This is a genomic window from Acetohalobium arabaticum DSM 5501, from assembly GCF_000144695.1.
GTDB lineage: Bacteria > Bacillota > Halanaerobiia > Halobacteroidales > Acetohalobiaceae > Acetohalobium > Acetohalobium arabaticum.
Window position 1 is genome coordinate 2,233,372 of the sequence record NC_014378.1, and the last position, 23,285, is coordinate 2,256,656.

20 protein-coding genes are annotated in these 23,285 nt (G+C 37.6%); 1 reads left to right on the forward strand and 19 read right to left on the reverse strand.

The window, feature by feature from the left end:
* Window positions 1-168: 168 nt before the first annotated feature.
* The 15 genes from acear_RS10805 to acear_RS10870 form a co-directional block, all read right to left on the reverse strand.
* Window positions 169-909 carry an acyltransferase gene (locus acear_RS10805; RefSeq protein ID WP_013279060.1) on the reverse strand — a complete coding sequence of 247 codons (741 nt, stop codon included), beginning with the start codon at window positions 907-909 and terminating at the stop codon, window positions 169-171.
* Complete coding sequence (locus acear_RS10810; protein WP_013279061.1) at window positions 902-2,029, reverse strand: Gfo/Idh/MocA family protein; 1,128 nt, start codon at window positions 2,027-2,029, stop codon at window positions 902-904. The genes acear_RS10805 and acear_RS10810 overlap by 8 nt, the downstream gene beginning before the upstream one ends.
* A 21-nt stretch (window positions 2,030-2,050) precedes the next feature.
* On the reverse strand, window positions 2,051-3,394 hold the full coding sequence (locus acear_RS10815; RefSeq protein ID WP_013279062.1) for a nucleotide sugar dehydrogenase: 1,344 nt from the start codon (window positions 3,392-3,394) through the stop codon (window positions 2,051-2,053).
* Between the two features lie 30 nt (window positions 3,395-3,424).
* Window positions 3,425-3,652: a DUF2061 domain-containing protein gene (locus tag acear_RS10820; RefSeq protein WP_013279063.1), complete on the reverse strand. Its 228-nt coding sequence runs from the start codon at window positions 3,650-3,652 to the stop codon at window positions 3,425-3,427.
* A gap of 186 nt (window positions 3,653-3,838) precedes the next feature.
* Window positions 3,839-5,656: a GTP-binding protein gene (locus acear_RS10825; protein ID WP_013279064.1), complete on the reverse strand. Its 1,818-nt coding sequence runs from the start codon at window positions 5,654-5,656 to the stop codon at window positions 3,839-3,841.
* 295 nt (window positions 5,657-5,951) lie between these two features.
* The gene (gene ltrA, locus acear_RS10830; protein ID WP_013279065.1) at window positions 5,952-7,223 is read right to left on the reverse strand and encodes a group II intron reverse transcriptase/maturase; all 1,272 of its coding nucleotides are present in this window, start codon (window positions 7,221-7,223) and stop codon (window positions 5,952-5,954) included.
* A gap of 771 nt (window positions 7,224-7,994) precedes the next feature.
* Window positions 7,995-9,020, reverse strand: a complete 1,026-nt coding sequence (ltrA, locus tag acear_RS10835; protein ID WP_222831993.1) for a group II intron reverse transcriptase/maturase — start codon at window positions 9,018-9,020, stop codon at window positions 7,995-7,997.
* Window positions 9,010-9,267 (reverse strand): glycosyltransferase family protein, encoded by a 258-nt coding sequence (locus tag acear_RS12720; protein ID WP_222831962.1) that lies wholly within the window; start codon window positions 9,265-9,267, stop codon window positions 9,010-9,012. The genes ltrA (acear_RS10835) and acear_RS12720 overlap by 11 nt, the downstream gene beginning before the upstream one ends.
* A 547-nt stretch (window positions 9,268-9,814) precedes the next feature.
* The gene (cysD, locus tag acear_RS10840) at window positions 9,815-10,696 is read right to left on the reverse strand and encodes a sulfate adenylyltransferase subunit CysD (RefSeq protein ID WP_013279066.1); all 882 of its coding nucleotides are present in this window, start codon (window positions 10,694-10,696) and stop codon (window positions 9,815-9,817) included.
* A gap of 354 nt (window positions 10,697-11,050) precedes the next feature.
* On the reverse strand, window positions 11,051-11,716 hold the full coding sequence (locus acear_RS10845) for an exopolysaccharide biosynthesis polyprenyl glycosylphosphotransferase (RefSeq protein ID WP_013279067.1): 666 nt from the start codon (window positions 11,714-11,716) through the stop codon (window positions 11,051-11,053).
* Between the two features lie 100 nt (window positions 11,717-11,816).
* Window positions 11,817-12,593, reverse strand: coding sequence for a tyrosine-protein phosphatase (locus acear_RS10850; protein ID WP_013279068.1), 777 nt, complete (start codon window positions 12,591-12,593; stop codon window positions 11,817-11,819).
* Window positions 12,594-12,620: 27 nt separating this feature from the next.
* Window positions 12,621-13,328, reverse strand: coding sequence for a CpsD/CapB family tyrosine-protein kinase (locus acear_RS10855; RefSeq protein WP_187286621.1), 708 nt, complete (start codon window positions 13,326-13,328; stop codon window positions 12,621-12,623).
* The gene (locus acear_RS10860) at window positions 13,321-14,832 is read right to left on the reverse strand and encodes a GumC family protein (protein WP_013279070.1); all 1,512 of its coding nucleotides are present in this window, start codon (window positions 14,830-14,832) and stop codon (window positions 13,321-13,323) included. The genes acear_RS10855 and acear_RS10860 overlap by 8 nt, the downstream gene beginning before the upstream one ends.
* Before the next feature lie 11 nt (window positions 14,833-14,843).
* Window positions 14,844-15,707, reverse strand: a complete 864-nt coding sequence (locus acear_RS10865; protein WP_013279071.1) for an SLBB domain-containing protein — start codon at window positions 15,705-15,707, stop codon at window positions 14,844-14,846.
* 100 nt (window positions 15,708-15,807) lie between these two features.
* On the reverse strand, window positions 15,808-17,061 hold the full coding sequence (locus acear_RS10870; RefSeq protein ID WP_013279072.1) for a hypothetical protein: 1,254 nt from the start codon (window positions 17,059-17,061) through the stop codon (window positions 15,808-15,810).
* 294 nt (window positions 17,062-17,355) lie between these two features.
* On the opposite strand from acear_RS10870, the gene acear_RS10875 reads away from it, so the two are divergent.
* Window positions 17,356-18,405, forward strand: coding sequence for a type I phosphomannose isomerase catalytic subunit (locus tag acear_RS10875; RefSeq protein WP_013279073.1), 1,050 nt, complete (start codon window positions 17,356-17,358; stop codon window positions 18,403-18,405).
* Window positions 18,406-18,471: 66 nt separating this feature from the next.
* Here the strand turns inward: acear_RS10875 and acear_RS10880 are convergent, their stop codons facing one another.
* The 4 genes from acear_RS10880 to acear_RS10895 all read right to left on the reverse strand — a co-directional run bounded on the left by acear_RS10880 (window position 18,472) and on the right by acear_RS10895 (window position 23,259).
* Window positions 18,472-20,175: a phospho-sugar mutase gene (locus acear_RS10880; protein WP_013279074.1), complete on the reverse strand. Its 1,704-nt coding sequence runs from the start codon at window positions 20,173-20,175 to the stop codon at window positions 18,472-18,474.
* Between the two features lie 50 nt (window positions 20,176-20,225).
* The gene (locus tag acear_RS10885; protein ID WP_013279075.1) at window positions 20,226-21,302 is read right to left on the reverse strand and encodes a mannose-1-phosphate guanylyltransferase; all 1,077 of its coding nucleotides are present in this window, start codon (window positions 21,300-21,302) and stop codon (window positions 20,226-20,228) included.
* A 579-nt stretch (window positions 21,303-21,881) separates the two neighbouring features.
* Complete coding sequence (locus acear_RS10890) at window positions 21,882-22,865, reverse strand: glycosyltransferase family 2 protein (protein WP_013279076.1); 984 nt, start codon at window positions 22,863-22,865, stop codon at window positions 21,882-21,884.
* Window positions 22,852-23,259 carry a GtrA family protein gene (locus tag acear_RS10895; RefSeq protein ID WP_013279077.1) on the reverse strand — a complete coding sequence of 136 codons (408 nt, stop codon included), beginning with the start codon at window positions 23,257-23,259 and terminating at the stop codon, window positions 22,852-22,854. The genes acear_RS10890 and acear_RS10895 overlap by 14 nt, the downstream gene beginning before the upstream one ends.
* Window positions 23,260-23,285 lie beyond the last annotated feature (26 nt).

Consider the following 23,285-nt stretch of genomic DNA (forward strand, 5'->3'; position numbering starts at 1 on the left):
ATAAATAATAAATCAAGTAATTAATATTACAATTCAAAATACATAAATTTTCATTTAAAAACCATAATTTCTCTACTTAACATTAATTTTAAATTAGTTTTAAACAATCTTATATTGTCTTGTGTATAGTCTCGTGTAAGTCTCGTGTCAGAACTTTATTAATTAATTTTACTGATTCTCCAACAACTGATCCTCCGGAACATCCTTAAATATCTCCGCCGGAGTACCTGCCACTATCTTCTTCGCCGGTACATCCTTTGTTACTGTACTTCCCGCAGCCACAAAGCCGTCCTCTTCTATTACCTTGCCCGGGAGAATTGTAGCTCCAGCTCCAATACGGCCGCCTTCTTTGACAGTAACTCCTTTAAAGTAATCATACCGCTCTTCACTTCTGCCAGCAAAGTTATCATTAGATGTTATAACTCCTGGAGCAATGAAACAGTTATCTTCAACTTCCGAATAAGCAGTAATATAAACATTAGTCTCTAACTTACACTTCGAACCGATCTGACAATAATTCTCTACAGCTACTCCCCGACCTATAATCGTTTTTTCTCCAATCTCGACATTCTCACGAATAGAAGCCTGATCAGCTACTAGACAGTCACTACCAATCTCACAGCCAGCATAAATTACTGTATTAGCTCCTATCAGACAGCCATCTCCTATCTCACAGGGCGGCTGTAGTTCATCATCACTGACTGCCGAAGTCACTGCTTTCATTGGCTGCTTTCCAATCACCGTATTATCATCAATTCGAATATTATCTCCTATCGTAGTTCCTTCATGAATTACTACGTTATTACCGATAATAACATTATTACCAATCTTAACATCATCTTTAATGATACTAAAATCACCAACACTTACATTATCACCAAGCTTAGCCGTTTCACTTATCTTATTCATAACTTTCCACTCCTGTAGTCGTTGAATAATCTTCTAGCGGCAGTTCAATAGGTTGTCCAATTCGAGCAGATTTATAAATAGCTAAAACTAACTCCATTGCTTTCTTACCTTCTCTACCATCAACTAAAGGCTTTCTATCTTCTCGAATAGCATCAATCATATCTCCAAATAAAAGATTATGACCATAACCATAGACTGTGTCAGTTTCATAATTTGCTTCCTTCATCTTCTCGGCTTCATCTTCAGCTCCATCGGCAAACTTCCAATCAATAATCTCATTCATTGCAATTCCGGCTAATCTAACTGTTCCTTGCTCACCGAAAATATTGAACGTTTCTTCCAGGTTACGTGGATAAACACAGACTGTTCCTTCAATTAAACCGATGGCTCCATTCTTAAATCTAACAACCGCCATCCCGGCATCTTCCGTCTCAATATCACGTAAGAAAGTATCCGTTTCTGCCGTTACTCGCTCAACATCGCCCATCATCCAGCATAACATATCTATATTATGAATACATTGATTCATTAAAATTCCGCCGTCTAAGGCTAAAGTACCGTGCCAGTCATCCATATTATAATACTCATCATTCCGATTCCAACGTACACTGGCTACAGCATGGACTAAGCGGCCAAAGCGGTCTTTTTGCAAAGCTTCCCGTAATTGCTGAACAGTAGGGTTAAAGCGGTTCTGGTGACAAACTGCTAACTTCAATCCTTTCTTATCTGCCGTTTCAATCATTCTATCTGCATCTTTAGTAGATAAAGCCATTGCCTTTTCTACAATCACATGTTTACCAGCATTTAAAGCATCAATCGTAATCTCCGCATGATATCCCGTTTCCGTAGCAATCGTTACTACATCAACTTCATCATCTTTTAATAACTCCTTATAGTCTTCATACTTCTTTATATTCTGATCAGCATTAATCTCTTTCTTTAATCTTTCATCATCTTCTATATACTCTTTAAAGTAATCAACTGCCTCATCCATCTTCTCCGGTACCAAATCACTAACAGCAACTAGCTCTGCCTCATCATAATTATTAATAATACCTTCAACATGTTTAGGAGATATCCTTCCACAGCCGATAATACCAAAGCCTAATCGGTTATTCATCTCTTAAGCTCCCTTCTATATCTATAGCCTAAATACATTATCTGCTTCTATTCCTTCAGTTCCATTGCGAGTATCAAAGACAACTTGAGCCTTATCTACTATTTTTTGATAATCATACGCACTATGGGCAGTAGCTATCAAGACTGCATCTGCTTCTTCTAATAGCTCATCAGTTAACTCCTGGGAAGCATAATTAACTCCCTGATGTTCAAACTCTGGAATATGAGGGTCATTATACATGATTTCTGCTCCCTCTTCCTTCAGCTCATCAATTATCTTTAAAGCCGGAGACTCCCGTAGATCATCAATATCACTCTTATAGGCCACTCCCAGCATTAAGATATCTGCTCCATTCAAAGTCTTCTTGAATTTATTTAAAATTTTCATTAACCGACCTACTACAAAACCCGGCATTGAATTATTGATCTCTCCGGCCAATTCTATTAACCTAGTATGATAATCATGCTCTCTTGCTTTCCAGGTAAGATAGAAAGGATCAATCGGAATACAGTGGCCGCCTAATCCTGGTCCTGGATAGAAAGCCATAAATCCATAAGGCTTCGTCTTGGCAGCATTGATTACTTCCCAGACATCTATTCCCATCTTATCACATAGGATGGCCATTTCATTAGCCAAAGCAATATTGATATTTCTAAAGGTATTCTCAAAGATCTTCTCCATCTCTGCTACCGAAGGACTCGATACTGTATGTACTTTAGAATCTAATACATTATTATATAAGTCTGCAGCAATCTCAGTTCCTGTAGACGTAATACCTCCCACTACCTTCGGTGTATTCTTGGTATTATAGACCTTATTTCCAGGATCTACTCTCTCGGGAGAAAAAGCTACAAAAAAGTCTTCTCCACACTTTAATCCTGTCTCTTCTAGAATCGGTTTTACAATCTCCTCAGTTGTACCAGGATAAGTAGTACTTTCTAAGATAATCAGCATACCTTTATGTAAGTACTTTGCTATATCTGTTGTTGAAGCTTCAACATACTCTGTATTCGGCTGATAATACTCATCCAGTGGCGTTGGAACACAGATAGCTACTACATCTACAACTTCTATTCGTTGATAATCAGTAGTAGCAGTTATCATCTCTTCATCAACTAAATCAGTTAATTCCTCATCAACCACATCACCTATATAATTTTCTCCATCATTAACCATATCAACTCTCTCTTGTTGTATATCAAAACCAATTACTTCATAGCCTGCTTTTGCTTTTTCTACAGCTAAAGGCAATCCTACATAGCCTAAGCCGATTACTCCAATTACTGCTTCCTTATTCTTAATCTTATCCTTCAATATAGCACTAGCTAACATTTGATCTTCTACTACTCTTTCTACCGTACTCATTAAGCCACCATCCTTTAATTATAAATGTACTTACTCATTCTTATGAATAATTATTCTATTTTCCTTATAATCTCGACCGCGTTGAATTCTATTCCATGACCTTTCATGGAAGTAATAAGCAATCATTTTAGTAATTACTTCAATTAAAATAATAATGCTAACAACTTTTACATCCTGTAGTATAATATAAGTTATCAAAGCTGTTATAAAAGAACCAATTATCCGCCAGGTAATATCTTTTAATATGTTACTATTCATAATTATTCTCCTTAACTTTAGCAACTCCTAATCAGTATAAAAATCATGCTGACTATGAATCTATGATAGTTCCCTACTTTCTAGTTTGAAATTACCTGCTGGATTCTTATCCAGTCTACAAACCAAGACTGGCTATAAGTCTATGCTAATCTTCTACTTCTTAACTTGAAATTTAGCTACCTGACTTTACCACGGCTTAAATATAATCCCTCGCTCCTGTAATAATCCTTTAATCTTACCTGCTGCTTCCTTCTCATCCTCAAACTCCGGTATATGTAAATCATAATTAATATCCGTAGTTACATCCTCTCCTAACCAGACTGTCTCTATCTTATCCGGATTCACAGTAGTCTTTATCAACTCTAGATCATCCTGAGTTAATTCCACAGCAGTTACAGCTAAAATAGCACCTGCGTCTAACATAATATTGGATACTTCCGCAAGTCTCCTTAAGTGCTCTTCCCGATGATTATTCTCTTCCGTTCCTTTAATATCCGCATCTACACCATATAAGACATTACCGATTCCTAAGAAGTAAACTATCTTGCCATCATTAAATAATCTCTTCTCTAATGCCTTAGCCGTCGGCTTCTTACCAACATCTTCTTCGCCAGTAATTAAGACTAAAGTCGACTTCTGATTATACTTTTCCGCTCGTTCATCATTAGTGATATGGCTCTTCTCCCATTTATAGTTTCTCAGCATTACCTTCTCTCGAACCCAGCTCTGCTTATCCTCTAAGGCTTCCTGTACTATACCGCCGCCGGCAATTTCATACTCATCTACAATTACAAACCGGCTGGTCTCAGCTATTTCATTGGCTAAATCGAAGGCAATTGCTTTATCTAGCTTCAAGATACACTCAGCTACATCATGTCTCTCTATCTCATTCTTGGCTTCATTCTGGCTTAAATCCGAAGCATCAATCACTCGTTTTATCTCTTCAATTCTGGCTCTTACTTTAGTCGTACCGAGCTTCAAATGGTACTCTTTATTCTTAGTCATCTCATTTCTACCTAACCAGAAGATATTGGCTCTAATCCGCGATGTAGCCTCCGGCTGCGGCTCATCATCAATAGTAGCTACCTCACCGCGGGTAATATAGATCTGTTCCTCCAGCGTAAAGCCCGTAGACTCTCCTACACTGGCACTAACTGTTGTTGGTTTGTTAAAGCCTTCAATCGACTTAACCGTACTCTTCTTCCCCGAAGGATAAAACACTACCTCATCGCCAACACTGACCTGTCCAGAGGTTATAGTCCCCGCCACAATCCGGCGGTTGTCGCCGCCTTTAGTGAACTTATAGACATCCTGAACCGGCATTCTAAAGGGTTTGTCCATCGGTAACTCTTCCGCATCAAAGCTGTCCAGCACTTCCAGCACAGTCTCATCTTCATACCACGGCGTATTATCAGATAAACTAGCAATATTATCTCCTTCCATACCGCTAACCGGTACAAAAGTCTCTGGTTCAATATCTATCTCATGTAGAAATTTAGTGTAATCCTCTACTATTTCGTTATATACATCCTGATCATAATCAACTAAATCCATCTTATTGACCAACACAACTATCTGATCAATCCCCAACATCGATAACATATAACCGTGCCGCTTAGAATTCTCCTGGATTCCTTCATCAGCATCAATCACCAACAGAGCAGCCTCAGCTCTAGCTGCTCCTGTCACCATATTCTTCAAAAACTCAATATGTCCTGGCGCATCGAGAATAATATACTCCCGCTTATCCGTCTCAAAGAAACACCGCGCCGAATCTATAGTAATTCCCTGCGACTGTTCATCCTTTAGAGCATCCAACAAGAAAGCATACTCAAACGGCTTAGAATTCTTACGACAAGTCTCCTTAACCTGTTCAAGCTTACCTTCAGGTAAAGAATCCGTATCAGCCAATAACCTACCAATAATCGTACTCTTACCATGATCAACATGACCAGCAATAACTATATTCAAATCTTCCTTCTCTTCAGCTAATTCCGTAGCCATTAACGACTCTCCTCTATCTTCAAGAATTTGTTTTGGACACGAGACTTACACGAGACTATTCACAAGACTAATTCATAATAACATCTTTCAATATTTCATAAAACAAATAATAAACATAATTTTTTGCTCTCACTTATTTAACTCAATCTATATTTTTGTCTTTAGTCTGTGTCCTGTCTGGTCGAGTAAGCGGAACCTTACGATTCCAACTCCTCTACAAAACCGTACGTGCCATATTACGGCATACGGCTTTTCACTCAATCATTTACAAAGATAACTTTTACCAATTTTCATCCTAATAGAGATTTACTTTGATTTTAGGTTTTACTATCTGATACTTATTAAGAAAAAGTTTAAACTTATCCCAACCAAAACTTTTCTTTTGACTTCTCCTATTTAACCATTTATAGACGAGCTTTCTTATTCTACGAAAGAATCTTTGCATACTTCTCCAATTGTCTGATACAGCGTAGTAATTATATGTGCCTATAAGTTTCCGATTCAATTGCCTCATAAATTCCTTAACCGGTAAAATTCTACTGCTCCTTATCCAATCCTTGAATTGTTTAATACCTCGTCTGAACCGTTTCTTACTTGTTTTTCTTTTGAGCCGTTTTATCCCATCTTTACATTTACCCATATAATGAGTAAATCCTAAGAAATCAAATGTACCATTACTATCATCATCGTCATCTGTAAGTTTAACTATCTTGGTTTTCTCCTCCGACAATTCCAGTTCAAATTTGCTCAGTCTCCCTTGTAGGGCTTTATAGAAACGGTCAACATCTTCTTTAGTCTCAAAACAGAAAATTATATCATCTGCATATCTCACCATGTATGCCTCCCCTTCTAAGTGTTTCCGGACTATACGATCAAACCAGAGGTCTATAACATGGTGAAGATATAAATTTGCAAGTATTGGAGAGCAGACTCCGCCCTGCGGAGTTCCCTGAGTTGTCTTCCATTTCTCTCCCTCTTCCATTATACCAGCACGAAGAAATCTAACAACCAGACGTTGTAAATTTGGATCTTGGATACGGTTATCCAGAAACTTCATCATCCACTTATGATTCACATTATCGAAAAATCCTTTAATATCTGTATCTACTACATATTGTATCCCGGGTTTATTAATTATTTTCCCCAGTGACCTTAGTGCGTCATGACAACTACGGTTGGGACGAAATCCAAAGGAACATTCCAGAAAATCCTCCTCGTAGATAGCATTAAATATTTTCGTCAATGCTTTCTGTACTAACTTATCTTCATATGTTGGAATCCCTAAAGGCCTTTTCTTACCATTATCCTTTTCAATATATACCCGCTTTACTGGCTGAGGCTTGTATGCCTGCTTTTTCATTCGAGCAACCAGGTCCCTTACATTATCCCGTAAGTTTTCTTCATATTTAGATTTAATAACTTCATCTATGCCGGCTGCCTTATTAGCATCCAGTTCATGGTGACACATAATCAGCATCTCTTCATTGATTAAGTGTATTAGAGAAGTAAACCTCTCTTTAGGTCTAGTTCTAGCTACCTCTGCCATTCTATCCAGTTTCGTTCCCATACTTTCCACCTATCTCTGTGTATAGATTTGTCTATCTCTGCGTATAGAGTATGTTTCCCTTTCAAGAACTATCTTGTGTGACCACCTTCCCATCCATGGGAGTTACCCCACTTCTACGGTACTATGTAGTCATCCGACTTCCTGTGACATTGGATGCTCTAACTTTATTATCACTTGATACATCCTATCTCTCTAAGTAGAAGTCACAGGACCTCCCAAGTTGATATATCATAACAATGTAATGCATGCGGTGGTCTTCGACCCCGGGGCGACTCTGTATTCTTGCTTTACGACTACAGAGTTATTGCCTTCTGTTCTGACAACAACATCAGCCTCTCCCAATGCACACAATTTCGGAGCTCAATCTCTTCAGTTTACACTTACCGCCTACACCCTAACTGTTTACGCTTAACATTTACAGTCACCTATAAATGTCCAAAACTCGCTACGAGTGACTTGCTAAGTCTTACTCAGTAGGGATTCCACCTACTATATGATATACCCTTTTCCTTGGCGCACTGTCAGTCCATGTCTTTATTTATTTTTTCATCTTCAATCTATCTCTTCTTTTCCATACAATTATCCAATATATTTCGAATAAATATTTCTAATTATTAATTCTCTATTTTTTGTTCTTTCAGTCTATGTCTTATCTAGTCGAGTAAGCGGAACCTTACGACTCCAACTCCTCTACAAAACCGTACGTGCCATATTACGGCATACGGCTTTTCACTCAATCATTTACAAAGATAACTTTTACCTATTTTCATCCTAATAGAGATTTACTTTGATTTTAGGTTTTACTATCTGATACTTATTAAGAAAAAGTTTAAACTTATCCCAACCAAAACTTTTCTTTTGACTTCTCCTATTTAACCATTTATAGACGAGTTTTCTTATTCTTCGAAAGAATCTTTGCATACTTCTCCAATTGTCTGATACAGCGTAGTAATTATATGTGCCTATAAGTTTCCGATTCAATTGCCTCATAAATTCCTTAACCGGTAAAATTCTACTGCTCCTTATCCAATCCTTAAATTGTTTAATACCCCGCCTGAAACGTTTCTTACTTGTCTTTCTTTTGAGCCGTTTTATCCCATCCTTACATTTACCCATATAATGAGTAAATCCCAGGAAATCAAATGTACCATTACTATCACCATCGTCATCTGTAAGTTTAACTATCTTGGTTTTCTCCTCCGACAATTCCAGCTCAAATTTGCTCAGTCTCCCTTGTAGGGCTTTGTAGAAACGGTCAACATCTTCTTTAGTCTCAAAACAGAAAATTATATCATCTGCATATCTCACCATGTACGCCTCCCCTTCTAAATACTTCCGTACTATACGATCAAACCAGAGATCTATAACATGGTGAAGATATAAATTTGCAAGTATTGGAGAGCAGACTCCGCCCTGCGGAGTTCCCTGAGTTGTCTTACATCTCTCGCCCTCTTCCATTATACCAGCACGGAGAAATCTAACAACCAGACGTTGTAAATTTGGGTCTTGGATACGGTTATCCAGAAACTTCATCATCCACTTATGATTCACATTATCGAAAAATCCTTTAATATCTGTATCTACTACATATTGCACCCTGGGTTTATTAATTATTCTCCCCAGTGACCTAAGTGCGTCATGACAACTACGGTTGGGACGAAATCCAAAGGAACATTCCAGAAAATCCTCTTCATAAATAGCATTAAGTATTTTCGTCAATGATTTCTGTACTAACTTATCTTCATATGTTGGAATCCCTAGAGGCCTTTTCTTACCATTATCCTTTTCAATATATATCCTCTTTACTGGCTGAGGCTTGTATGCCTGTTTTTTTCATTCGAGCAACCAGGTCCCTTACATTATCCCGTAAGTTTTCTTCATATTTAGATTTAATAACTTCATCTATGCCGGCTGCCTTATTAGCATCCAGTTCATGGTGACACATAATCAGCATCTCTTCATTGATTAAGTGTATTAGAGAAGTAAACCTCTCTTTAGGTCTAGTTCTAGCTACCTCTGCCATTCTATCCAGTTTCGTTCCCATACTTTCCACCTATCTCTGTGTATAGATTTGTCTATCTCTGCGTATAGAGTATGTTTCCCTTTCAAGAACTATCTTGTGTGACCACCTTCCCATCCATGGGAGTTACCCCACTTCTACGGTACTATGTAGTCATCCGACTTCCTGTGACATTGGATGCTCTAACTTTATTATCACTTGATACATCCTATCTCTCTAAGTAGAAGTCACAGGACCTCCCAAGTTGATATATCATAACAATGTAATGCATGCGGTGGTCTTCGACCCCGGGGCGACTCTGTATTCTTGCTTTACGACTACAGAGTTATTGCCTTCTGTTCTGACAACAACATCAGCCTCTCCCAATGCACACAATTTCGGAGCTCAATCTCTTCAGTTTACACTTACCGCCTACACCCTAACTGTTTACGCTTAACATTTACAGTCACCTATAAATGTCCAAAACTCGCTACGAGTGACTTGCTAAGTCTTACTCAGTAGGGATTCCACCTACTATATGATATACCCTTTTCCTTGGCGCACTGTCAGTCTATGTCTAATCCGTTATCTTTTACATATAACCTTCCTTACGAAGTTCCTCGAGTCCTCCACCATCTTCCTCGTCTTGTTTCCTCCCAGCACGTTCAGCAATATTAGAAAACTTCCCACTCTCTAATTCCTTAACTATCTCCTGCGGTGTACTGGCCGTCGACTCCACCGGATCAGTACAAGGATTACAACCTAATGAGCGGTATCTAGTACCGTCTCCCTGATCATAATACAATGAAACCATCGGAATATTCTCCCGCTCAATATAACGCCAGATATCTACCTCTTTCCAGTCCAGCAAAGGATGAACCCGCACATGAGTCCCCGGCGCAAAGTCCGTCTTATACTGATCCCAAAACTCCGGCGGCTGATCACCGAGATCCCAATCATTATTCGTATCCCGCGGTGAGAAGTATCTCTCCTTAGAACGGGTACCTTCCTCATCAGCTCTGACACCGACAATTACTCCAGTATACGGTTCAGGATTCTCTTCTACTTCATACTTACCGGTATTATGATTCATTCTATACCGCGGCCAGGTACCATTTAATGTCTTCTTCAATGCTTCCGACTTCAAATTCTTACAGCACTCTATCCGCGTAGTATTGCCGTCAGGAAAAGTCTCCTTATTCTCTAATGCCGCTTCATTCTGTCCGTAGATCATATCCAACTCCCACTCTTTAGCCAATCTATCTCGATGTTCAATCATCTCTGGAATCTTATAATCAGTATCTATATGTACTAAAGGAAGTGGCACATGTCCAAAGAAAGCCTTCCTTGCCAGCCATAATAATACAGTGCTGTCCTTCCCAATCGACCATAACATCGATAAATTATTAAACTCACTATAAGCCTCTCTTATAATGTGAATACTTTTATTCTCCAACCGATCCAAATGATCCATAAATTAACTTCCTCCCTAATCACATTAATATATTTCCCCGAAGCAACTCTTATTGATATTATTCCCAATACTCTACAACCAATATAATTCCAGAGCGACTCTTAAAACTGGTCTGGAGCCATGGAAGTCTGTAGATCATTAATTTTTGCTCCTAGCCTTGTCAATTAGAGCAATAATACTATCTTCTTGCTCCATAAACTTCTCATCACATAGCCAGCATTGGTCTGTATGCTGGCTAGGGCGGAAGACCAGTTTTTGACAGTGAGCGAAACAGGACGTTGAGCGAACGACAAGCGGCGGAACTATATTGGCTATGCTAAGCAATAGCAAGCGGAGGAGATATATTAACTAATTTTATCTCGCTCCATCTCCAAAAATAACTACTAATACTGTTTTTAATAATATCATAATATCCAATAATAGTCCCTGTTTTTCTATATACAACAAGTCCAATCTCGACTTCTGATGTGGGCTTAATTCATAACCTCCAGTTACTTGTGCCAATCCTGTTACCCCTGGTTTAACCTTTAATCTATCTATGAAATTAGGATAATCTTCACTAAACTTCTGTACAAAAACAGCTCGTTCAGGCCTGGGACCTACTAACGACATATCTCCTCTTAAGATATTCACAAACTGGGGTAATTCATCTATTCGAGTCTTGCGAATGAATCTACCTACTTTAGTTACTCGTGAATCATTCTTTTTAGCCCATACCGGTCCTGTTTTAGATTCAGCATTCTCTACCATCGACCTAAACTTATAAATTGTAAACTCTTCACCATTCAAGCCCAATCTATCCTGTTTAAATATAATCGGACCAGGACTTTCTAACTTAATAGCGATAGCTGTTATAATTATTATTGGGAAGGAGAGTATAATACCAATTATAGAAGCTACTATATCAAGTAATCTTTTTGTGGCTAAATAAATCAGATACCCTAAACTTTCAACCTCTTTACGTTCAACAATTATCTCATTATTCTTAGAATTAATAACTTCAGACTCAGACCTAGCCACTATCCATTCCCTCCCCCAAATCTTATAAATCATCAGTTATCTGTACCACTAATTAAATTAAAGAAAAATATCCAAATCCCTTCATTTGTAGCATTTTTTTCTAAATCATTGATAGCATCAGCTGCAAAAAGCCTTTCTTTTCTTCATAATACTGCGGTTCTATAACCTCTATTTCCTCGTCCTTAATAACCAGCTGGGCATTCTCTAAATACTGCTTAGCCTTCGAACCAACTATTTCTTCTAATCTCTCCCGTCCCTGCTTAAGACATACTTTCCTGCGGCCATTAGAATGAACATCCGAACCTATCAACTGAACTAGATTATGCTTAACTAAGATCTCAGCTGTCTCTTCTACCTGCGAACCAAACATACCTAACAGACTTCCAGCATTCAACTGGGCATAAATTCCATCCTGAATCCAGTGATAAAGCAGATTAGGCTTCTGTTGAATATAACTATACCGCTCCGGATGGCTGATTACTGGAGTATAACCTAATATCTTTAGATCATAAAAGATATTCCGTATTTGGCTGGGCTTCTTATCCATCGGAAACTCTACTAATAGATATCGGCTGCCATTGATAGTACTAACCTTGCCCTGTTGAATATACCAGCCCAGGTCAGGTGTTATATAGGCTTCTGCCCCGGGCAAAATTTCAATATCAATTCCTGCCTGATCAATCACCTGCTGAAGCTTAGCTATCTTCTCTTCAGTCTCCTCCGGAGTCAAACGACATCCTTCCTCCAAATAATGCGGAGTTGCCACCATCTTTGTTATCCCCTGTCGTGCTGCTTCTTTAGCCACTACTAAAGCTTCTTCTATATCATCAACTCCATCATCTACTCCTGGTAGAATATGACTATGTAGATCAATCACTTTATTTACTCACCTCATTTAAATTCTTTAACCATAATAATTATAATAACCGCTGTAGTAACTATTTGATTCCTCTGCTGGATACTTAGTTAAGACAGTTCCAATTACATTAGCCTGTACCTTCTCTAGCATCTGTTGGGATTTAGCTAGAGCTTCTTCATCAGTCTCCTGAGCTGCTACTACCAACATGACACCATCTACTTTATTGGCTAACAGCCTTGAGTCAGTCACTGCAATCACCGGTGGACTATCAATTAATACTATATCCGCTTTATTTTCTGCTTGCTTGATTACTTCTTCCATCTTCTGTGAACCCAGGAGTTCAGCTGGATTAGGCGGTACATTTCCACCGCTGATCAAACTTATTCCTTCTATATTAGTTTTCTGTAATCCTTCCGCAAAGTTTAATTCTCCAGTTAATAGATCGCTTAAACCACCAAAATTAGTTATTTCAAAGATACGGTGCTGCATTGGTTTTCGCATATCTGCATCAATAACAATTACCTGCTGTCCATTTTCAGCCATTGATACAGCTAAATTAGCTATTGTAATCGACTTTCCTTCCTGGGGTACACTACTAGTTATCACCATCGTCTCTAGTGGATCATCAGGGCTTAAGAACTCAATATTAGTTCGTAAGGTCCGATAAGCCTCTGCTAACGGGGATTTAGAACTATAATTAGTTATTAATTCTACATCACGGCTCTGAATCCTCTCTCTTCTTTCTTTATCCATCTTGATCATCCCTTCCATAGCCCTGACTGTGATCAACAGTATCAAAATCCGGAATTGTTCCTAACACCGGTAAGTCCGTAAGTTCTTCTATATCCTGTTCCTCTTTGATAGTTGTATCTAAATACTCCAGTACAAAGATGATACCTACTCCCATAAAAGTAGCTAATATAATAGCAATTGCTACATTCAACTTAGTTTTAGGCTTGATCGGCTTCGGCTCATCACCTACCACCGCTGGATCTATTACAACAATATCCGAAGTCTTCATTGCCTTTTGAATCTGTAGTTCTTCTTTCCTCTCCCGCAGCATAGTATAGACCTTCTCGGCGATCTTATTTTTACGCTTTAACCTAGCCAAAGCTAATGCTTTATCAGGCAAAGCATTTAACTCCTTTTCTAATTCCTTAATCTGCTGCTGGTGAGTATCAATCTGGACTTTAGTAGTTATTATCTTACTCTGAAGAGTAATTACTTTCTCCTTTAAAGTCTGATAAATAGGATTGATAGTTTCTGTTTTGGAACGAACTATCTCTTCTACAGTCTCATTTAATCTCTTTGTTACCTCATCTATCTTTCGATTAGTAGCAATTACTTTAGGATGATTATCAGTATATGATTCCTTCAGTCCGGTTAACTCAACCTCTAAATTTGATAACTGCTCTTTATATTTCTGGACCATTGGATTCTGGGCAATAGTTCTAGCCGAAATAATATCTTTATCCTGGTCATTATAATTAGCTCTTACCTCTTTCAAACCAGCCTCTGCCTGTTTTAACTCTACCTCAGCCTTGGATTTAGCCGTTTCTAACTTAGTTAACTTTTCTAATAAATCTTCTCCCTGCTTCTCCGGCAGAATTACATCATGTTCCTTCTTATATTCTAATAATTTCTCCTCTAAGTTAGCCAACCTTGTCTTGACTTCCTTTAGTTGTTTAGAAACAAATCCTGCCGCGCCCTGTAAATCGGATTGATTCATGGCCTGATTCATCTGTTGGAATTTATCAACTAAAGTATTAGCTATTCTTTTAGCCACTACCGGATCAGAATAATTCACAGTAATAGTAATTAAATTACCGCTGCCTTCTTGTCCACCGCTGATACTAATCTTATTTCTTAAAGCCTGAGGAGAAATTAATTCTCCAGTCTCTTTACTTTTTAACTCTAATTCTTCAATTGTCTGCTGAATAATTGATCTACTCTTTAAAATCTGAGTATAAGTAGCCAATTTATTACTTGTACTACCCGCTAGAGAACCTAAAGCCCCCATCTGTTCACTAAACAAATTCTCCATACCTTTATCTTCTTTAACCATTACTAACGCAGAAGTCTGATAGATCTTGGTCATTAAACTGCTGGCAACCAAGCTGCCTATAATCGCTACTATTAATAAACCGATAATAATCATTTTTCTCTTCCAGAGAATAGTGAAGTACTCCCTTAAATCAATCTCTACCATATCCTCTGTAATATCTGAATCTGTTGTCTGTCGTTCTAAATTATCCATGCTCTTCCTCCTTACCAGCCGCCAAGCAAACTCTTAATTGCATTTAAACCATTAACATAAAAGAGCGTTTTAGTCCAGTTAGTCTGAGCAATCCGAATTGTATCGCCGTCTTCCAGAATAATATTCTCTTTGCTATCTCCAGCCATCAGCTGATTTAAATCTATCTTTTTAACCTCAGCCCCTGATATATATTCTGCTTTATCAACGGCAGCATTAGTTAAGCCCCCTGCCCGGGCAATTAGGTTACTTAAATGAAAGTTATCTTCTAATTTATAAACGCCTGGCTGCCTAACTTCTCCTAAAATAGTAACTTCAATTACTGCTTGCGGAATATGTAATACATCACTATCCTGCAGTTGATAATTCTGGAGCTTACCATCACCGGTTAACATTGCTTCTATATTTACTTCCTGTGATTGGTTTCCTCTAGTTAATCTAATTCTGCTTAAATCAGCTATCTGGGTACTACCACCAGCCCGGGAAATAGCATCCAGGATCCTATCGCCGCTTTCCACCTGATAAGTCCCCGGCTTTTTGACTTCACCTAAGACCATTACTCTAAACTTTTCATATTTTTCTAAAGTAATATTCACCTGGGAAGGTTTAATCTTAACATATTCCTGTAATCTAGTAGTAATTACCTCAGTTAACTTGCTAACTGTCATCCCCTCAACTTGAATTTCTCCTACCAGCGGAAAGGTTATCGTCCCATTGGGACTAACCACAACCTTTTGCTGTAAATCAGGATGACCCCAGACAGAAACATAAAGCTGATCATCAACATTCAACCGATAATCACTGGCTAAAACACTACCTGTACTTAATAATAAACAGAATAGAAGAATACCAATTATTACTGATATGCTTTTACGCATAATAATCACTCCATTGCTTTTAAATATCATCATATACTACAATTAAATATTTTAACTTAAAACTCCTTCTAATTACCAAAATTTAATTATTCTTTTACATTTAATCATTTTTTACTTTATAGAATTTATAGGTAACTAACTGAGTTAACTGGGCTGGACCCTGCCGGTCTGATTCCCATTCCTTTGCTTCTTCCCAGCTGGTCACTGATGTATGAGGGCTAACTAACGCCTCTACCCTCAAATGCCAGGGTTTGGTTTCAGCAACTACAATCGTATCCTGACCGCCAGTCTCTCCCCAGTGGGATAGTCGATGTTCATAATAATTTCTGGACTGGCCATTCTGCCAGTAAGTAGTCACCCTTTCTGCCTTTATCTCGCCTACTAATTCAGCATTTTCAGGCGGCTCTTCTCTTATATCACCAAGTCTTCCTTTTAATAGCGGAATATGAGCTACAAACCCTTCCGGACTGCGGGTATAATCAAAGCGGACCTTACCTAACAATTCTGTTATTTTAGAAAAAGCAAATCTAACCATAATCCCCGTTCGAGTATCCCGTTCATCATACTTCTCATCTTCGATACTTTCATACAACAAGCCGGCTTTATAGCCGCGCCAGTTGCCGCCTAAATAAAGGCTGTAACCAGGACCGCTGCGGCCTAAATGATAAGGACGTCCGCCGCGTTCAACCGGCCCACCGGGATGTCTAAGCTGCAGCTCTCCTGCTCTTGCTTCTAAATCAAGCTTTCCTAGTTTATCTCGATAAAAAACATAATTCTCGATTAAATTACTGCCGCTTCTTTCACTGCCAAAGTCCCAATTAATGCCTGTCCCATGATAGCCTAATCCATATTTACTATCATACTCTATAGTCAACATTTCACCCCGATAACCAGTCTCAGCATCATCAAAACGCAGATCTTCAGTGCCCGGCACCTGGTCAAATAGCGAAATTAAATCAGGCTCTGGAAATCTCAAGTACCTCATATTTCCTACCTTCAAGCTGGCACTCAAAGTTCCCAACTCTCCATAATGAAAACCATACTTCTCCAAATATAATTCATCAAAAGTAGGATCAAATCCATCTACAGTATCAAACTTCTCATTCGAACGCAGAACCATATTAGCCCGCAGTCCCGGAGCTAAATCCATATTGCCCCTTAACTGTAAATTACGCAAATCAAGATGATCATTCCAGACATGAGTTCCTACGCTGAGATCCCACTGACCATTAAACCTTCCGATATACGGCGACCACCAGCCGCTTTTTTGGTTTTGAGCAGCTAAACTTACTCCTGAACTAACTATAACCAGTAACATAATAAGAAGAATAAAGACTACCGCTTTTTTTGACATCAATATCCCCCTTTTAATCCATTTTCTTTAAATTATTCGTGAAAGACAAAACAAACCCTTCTAATTACTTCTAATTATTTGTAATTATTAATTATCTGAGCTGTGACGAAAAAATCTAGATTCCACTTCAAAACAACCCAGGCTAGTATAAAGCTAATTTGATTATGAATAACTTTGGAGTATAAACAATTCTCTTAAGCTTATTAAAGAACTTCATTAATATGCAATTTATTGACTAATCACTCAAAAATGATACAATATAAATAAATTGATCTATGAAAGGCAGGTTGGAAAATGTTCTATCCGCTAAAGTTCGAACCGATCCATAAAGAAAAGATCTGGGGCGGCAATCGATTGGCTGCTCAATTCGATCGTAGTCTACCAGCAGATAAGATTGGAGAGAGCTGGGAGTTAGCCGCTCACGAGAATGGAACCAGTATTGTCAGCAATGGCTGCTTTAAGGGAGAAGGTCTACCTGAATTGATCGATAAATACTGGGCTGAAATTATGGGCCAGGAGATAGAACGAAGTAACTATGATAAGTTTCCATTGCTGATTAAGCTGTTAGATGCTAATGACAAATTGTCAATCCAGGTCCATCCTGATGATGAATATGCTGCTAAGTATAACATAGATGATTCCGGTAAGAATGAATTATGGTATATCATCGATGCTAAACCGGATGCAGAACTGATCTATGGTCTACAACCAGATATGACTAAAGAAGAGTTTGCTACCAGTATTGAAGATGGTCGATTAATAGATAAGTTAAACAGCATCTCAGTTAATCCTGGAGATGTAGTCTTTATTCCCGCTGGTACTGTACATGCTATCAAAGAAGGAATCCTCCTAGCAGAGATTCAGCAGAATTCCGATACTACTTACCGCATCTACGACTGGGACCGCGTAGGCAGTGACGGTAATCCGAGAGAACTACATATCAAGGAAGCATTAGAAGCAATTGATTTCAACCGGAATAGTTATGAAAAGTGCCGAAGCATTAAGCTTACAGAAGATAACTATCAGCGAAAAATTCTGGCTATATCTGAATACTTTATTACTGAAAGAATAAAAGTTGAGAATAGCTTCAGAGCAGAGCCAAAGAAGAGACGATTTGAAGTCTTACTCTCTTTAACTGGACAGGCTGAGGTCAGTTACAGCCAGGATACAGTTACAATCAGCAGAGGAGAAACGGTATTAATCCCGGCCCAACTGGATAGTTATCAGCTTAATGGAAAAACGGAAGTACTGCGGACATATATCAGTTCTGATATAGAGAAGTTCAAAGCCGAACTAAAAGCTAAAGAATTTACTGACACAGAGATTGCTAAAATTACATTTTAATGGTTCTACTACGAAAAGGCCATCTTTCGCTGCTGGATAACCTTTTCGCAATGAAATCACTTTAATTTACTCTATAATCTGCTGTACTTTACTCAACAATTCATCCTTCAATGCTTCTAATTTATCCTCAGCCTCGTTCCAGTTTTCACCGACAGCAGTGAAGTAGAACTTAATCTTGGGCTCTGTCCCGGAAGGACGTACCGTCAGCCTGCTGTTATCCTCTAAGTCAAACTGTAGTACATTTGCTTCAGGTAGATCCCCGATTCCGGTTAAATAATCCTTAACTTCAGTTACTCTCTTGCCATTAATCTGATTTAGACTCTCGCGGCGTAGAGTATCCAAAATCTTTTCTATCTTTTCCTGTCCTTCCTTGCCTTTTAATAGAATAGACTCTAGATCATCAAGATAATAGCCGTACTTGTCCATTAAGTTCTCTAGCTGCTGGAAGAGATCTAAGCCCTTATTTTTATAGTAAGCTGCCATCTCTGCTACTAAGGTTGCTGCCATTACTGCATCTTTGTCTCTGACAAAGGTGCCAGCCAGATAGCCGTAGCTTTCTTCAAAGCCGAAGAGAAATTCCTGATCACCCTGCTGTTGGAACTCTTTAATCTTCTCGCCAATAAACTTAAAGCCGGTTAGGGTATCTATTACCTCTACTCCATATTCATCAGCAATAGCCCTGGCCAGTTCAGTAGTAACTATTGTCTTGACTACAGCTCCATTAGCGGGCAATTCATCAGCTTCAGCCTTTTGACTCAAGAGATAATCCATCAATAAGACACCAATCTGATTTCCAGTTAATGATATGTACTGATCACCGCGGCGCAGTAGAAGCCCTAATCTATCGGCATCGGGATCAGTCCCCAAGATTAAATCAGGTTCTTCCTCTTCAGCCATCTCTAAAGCCAGTTCAAAGACGGATTCCTCTTCTGGATTAGGATAATCAACAGTAGGAAATTCAGGATCCGGCTCTTCCTGCTGGGGCACTACCTGAAGATTACTGAAGCCGATCTCTTTTAAAGCCCTCGGGACTAACTTATTACCGCTGCCGTGTAATGGAGTATAGATAATCTTAAAATCAGACTCCTCCTTATCAATTACTTCTGGATTACTGATTAAGCTCTTTAACTCTGTTATGTATTTATCATCTATTTCTGAGCCGATAATTTCAAACAATCCTCTTTCCTCAGCTACTTCACGCTCAAGATACTCAATTACACTATAATCTGTAATCTGATCTATCTCAGCAGTAATTCCTTCGGCCCGCTTAGGTACGATCTGTCCGCCGTCGCTCCAGTATACTTTATAGCCGTTATACTCCGGTGGATTATGGCTGGCTGTGATGACTATTCCAGCTACAGCATCTAATTCTCTAACAGCAAAGGATAATTCAGGCGTCGGCCTCAGCTCATCAAATAGATAGGCCTTGATTCCATTCCCATTCAGGACTGCTGCTGCCTCTAAAGCAAACTCACGGGATTTAAAACGGGAATCATGGGCAATCACTACGCCCTGTTCTTTAGCTAATTTTGACTGCTGCAAGATATTATTAGCCAGCCCCTGAGTAGCCTGTCTAATAATATACTTATTAATCCGGTTAGTTCCAGTACCGATCACACCCCGTATTCCACCGGTACCGAACTCAAGACCAGTATAGAATCTGTCCTCAATCTCTGCTTCATCATCAGCAATAGACTTTAATTCTTCTTTAGTTTCCTGATCAAAGTAATCATTATTTAACCACTCTTGATATTTCTCTCGGTAAGACATCAGTTATTCCTCCAATCTTTAGAACAGTTGACAAGCAATTTAACTGCTTATTATAGGCAGTCTTCATAGCCTTCACTCTTTAATTTATTCCGTAGTTCTTTTACATCCTGGGCTTTATCTTTATCACAAACCATAATTGCATCATCAGTCTCTACAATAATCACATTATCTAGCCCTACGGTAGTAATTAACTTACCATTGCCGTGAATAATAGAGTTCTTAGTTTCAAGACCAATATGATTACCTTCAACTAAGTTACCATCTAAATCTACCTCTTTAAAGCGCTCCAATGATGACCAGGTACCTACATCATCCCAACCAAAATCACCGGGAACAACATAGATATTATCGGCCTGTTCCATAATTCCATAATCTATAGAGATGCTGTCTAATTTTTTGAACTCTTCGACTAATACTTCCTCTTCCTGCTCAGTACCGATTGCTTCTTTCATTCTTTCTAATCCCTTATGTAGGTTAGGCATATATTTTTTGAACATCTTGCGAATAGTATCTACCCGCCAGACAAACATACCGCTGTTCCAGAGATAATTACCCTGCTCTATAAAGTTCTCAGCTGTCTTCAGGTCCGGCTTTTCGGTAAACTCTTTAACTGCAAAAGCATTATCAATTTCAATCTCTCTTTCATCCTGATCATAGGCAATATAGCCATAACCGGTTTCAGGCTGAGTTGGTTCAATACCGATAGTCACTAAGTTATCTCCTTTTTTAGCTACTTCTACTGCTGTGTTTAGTATCTCTAAATAACTACTTTCATCTTCTATCAAATGATCTGAAGGCAGCACAACCATCACTGCCTGTGGGTCCTGCTGTTCAATATATAGTGAAGCTAGTCCAATACAGGCTGCTGTATTCTTGCCCATAGGTTCGACGGTAATATTATTCTCAGGAATCTCTGGTAAATGTTCTTTAATATCAGCCAAATAATTTTGATTAGTAGCAATGAAAATATTTTCATAGGAGCTTAAATCACTAATTCTATCTACTGTAGCCTGAATCATACTCTGGTCTTGATCAACTAATTTCAAAAATTGTTTAGGAGTATCCTTTCTGCTTAAAGGCCAGAATCTACTACCAACTCCTCCGGCCATGATTAGTGGTGTAATCACTACATTATTCCTCCCTTTATTAATTACTCTGTTAAGGATATTTATTCTATAAAATTTCTTACTTTTCCTTCTGGTAGCGTTAATTTATTATTAAAAAGGAGTAAAGTCAATATTAGCTATGGAATAAACTTAAAAAAACAATAGGAACAAAAACTAATAATCCTGCGTTCTCCATAGTTCCTAAATATTTTAAGATTCATTCTAGAGGTATATTGATTATTACAGAAAATATATTACCAAATAGAAAAGCTTTAAAGATAAACTCCAATATCGAATTAATTATTTAACATTTTTGATAGATGGTATTTCCTAAATATTATTCTATTTTTTACATCCTTCCCTTTATCAAATTTAATAATATGCAGAATCATAAACAGTTTAAATAGATAATAATTCACTGACCTACTCTTATCCTAACAATTTTTTTATTCTCTCAATCTATTTTAACGAAAATTTCAAAATCATATTTGATAAATTCTTCAGTTAATACACCACATATTGAATTAAAACACTGGTAAACTACACAGTAATCTGCACCATTCTGATTACAGTTTTAATTAATAAGCATAACAAAAATATTTAACTTATTTTTAATTCTTTTTCATCTGAATTTGAAGAAAAATCTAAAATTGATTTAACAATATATCTAGGTCTGTCTTTTACTTCTGTATAAGTACGAGCTAAATATTCTCCTAATATCCCCATGCAAAGTAATTGAACTCCTGATAAGGCTAATATAACTGACATAAGTGAAGGATAACCTCTTACTACTTCTCCAAAAACAAGAGTTTTTATAATAATAATCATCATATAAATAAATGAAAAACCTGAAACGACTGCCCCTAATAACGATGCAATTCTCAAGGGCATCGTTGTAAACGATACAATACCTTCAACAGCATATTTAAACAACTTCCAAAAACTCCAGCTTGTGTTCCCAGCTACTCGTTCTACATTTTCAAACTCAATATATTTGGTATTAAATCCAATCCATTCATATAATCCCTTTGAAAATCTATTATACTCCTTCATATTTAATAAAGCTTCAGCAACTTGATCAGTCATCATTCTATAATCTCTTGCCCCTTCTACAATATCAATATCACTTATTTTATTAATTATATTGTAAAATTGTCGAGCAAAGAATGAACGCATTAATGGCTCTCCCTTACGAGTATGCCTACGAGTAGCTACAGCATCATATCCTTCTTCACAAATTGCATAAATCATATCTTGTAATAAAGTTGGAGGATCTTGAAGGTCAGCATCCATTACAGTAATCAAATCACCTTTACTATATTTTAATCCTGCAAGCATAGCAGATTCTTTCCCAAAGTTTCTACTCAAATCGATAACCCTAACAAATGATTTATTATTTGTATATACATCTTGTAAAATTTCTTGAGTTTTATCTGAACTACCATCATTTACAAATATTACTTCTACATTTAATTTTATCTCTTTAATTTCCTTTTTTATTTCTTTAATGAAAATTGGAATAGTTTCTTCTTCATTATAACAAGGCACAACAATAGATAATAATTCATAATCAAGTTTGTCCATCTGTTTTTATTTCACCCTCCTCATTTTCATTTAAAATATAAGTCATTACTAAATATGTTAACGGAAGTGCTATTATAGTTGATAATAAACCTCCTAAATATTCTGGCACTTCTAAAACTTCTATAATAAATATAATTCCTATTAATTGCATAAATAAATTTGGTAAATAAGAAAGTGGAAACACCATGAATTTTTTTACTGTTGGTTGAACTTTGTAAGTGAATATACAATTCAAAAAGAAAGAAATTATTAGACTTAAAGTAAAAGCTACAATATTAGAAATGAAGTAATGAATATCTAACCAAATCATTAATAAATATATCAGATTATGATTAATAGTATTAATTACACCAATTAATGAAAATTTAACAAATTGTAAACTTATATATTTCAATATATTATGCCTCCTTACCTATCTCC

What these genes read in the sequence shown, in the direction of transcription:
- acear_RS10805 (WP_013279060.1), bottom strand. Translation starts at nt 909, where the DNA reads ATGAATAAGATAAGTGAAACGGCTAAGCTTGGTGATAATGTAAGTGTT.
- acear_RS10870 (WP_013279072.1), bottom strand. Translation starts at nt 17,061, where the DNA reads ATGTCAAAAAAAGCGGTAGTCTTTATTCTTCTTATTATGTTACTGGTT.
- acear_RS10815 (WP_013279062.1), bottom strand. Translation starts at nt 3,394, where the DNA reads ATGAGTACGGTAGAAAGAGTAGTAGAAGATCAAATGTTAGCTAGTGCT.
- acear_RS10855 (WP_187286621.1), bottom strand. Translation starts at nt 13,328, where the DNA reads ATGGATAAAGAAAGAAGAGAGAGGATTCAGAGCCGTGATGTAGAATTA.
- acear_RS10820 (WP_013279063.1), bottom strand. Translation starts at nt 3,652, where the DNA reads ATGAATAGTAACATATTAAAAGATATTACCTGGCGGATAATTGGTTCT.
- cysD (WP_013279066.1), bottom strand. Translation starts at nt 10,696, where the DNA reads ATGGATCATTTGGATCGGTTGGAGAATAAAAGTATTCACATTATAAGA.
- acear_RS10865 (WP_013279071.1), bottom strand. Translation starts at nt 15,707, where the DNA reads ATGCGTAAAAGCATATCAGTAATAATTGGTATTCTTCTATTCTGTTTA.
- acear_RS10825 (WP_013279064.1), bottom strand. Translation starts at nt 5,656, where the DNA reads ATGGCTACGGAATTAGCTGAAGAGAAGGAAGATTTGAATATAGTTATT.
- acear_RS10875 (WP_013279073.1), top strand. Translation starts at nt 17,356, where the DNA reads ATGTTCTATCCGCTAAAGTTCGAACCGATCCATAAAGAAAAGATCTGG.
- acear_RS12720 (WP_222831962.1), bottom strand. Translation starts at nt 9,267, where the DNA reads ATGGGAACGAAACTGGATAGAATGGCAGAGGTAGCTAGAACTAGACCT.
- acear_RS10880 (WP_013279074.1), bottom strand. Translation starts at nt 20,175, where the DNA reads ATGTCTTACCGAGAGAAATATCAAGAGTGGTTAAATAATGATTACTTT.
- acear_RS10810 (WP_013279061.1), bottom strand. Translation starts at nt 2,029, where the DNA reads ATGAATAACCGATTAGGCTTTGGTATTATCGGCTGTGGAAGGATATCT.
- acear_RS10890 (WP_013279076.1), bottom strand. Translation starts at nt 22,865, where the DNA reads ATGGACAAACTTGATTATGAATTATTATCTATTGTTGTGCCTTGTTAT.
- acear_RS10860 (WP_013279070.1), bottom strand. Translation starts at nt 14,832, where the DNA reads ATGGATAATTTAGAACGACAGACAACAGATTCAGATATTACAGAGGAT.
- ltrA (WP_013279065.1), bottom strand. Translation starts at nt 7,223, where the DNA reads ATGGGAACGAAACTGGATAGAATGGCAGAGGTAGCTAGAACTAGACCT.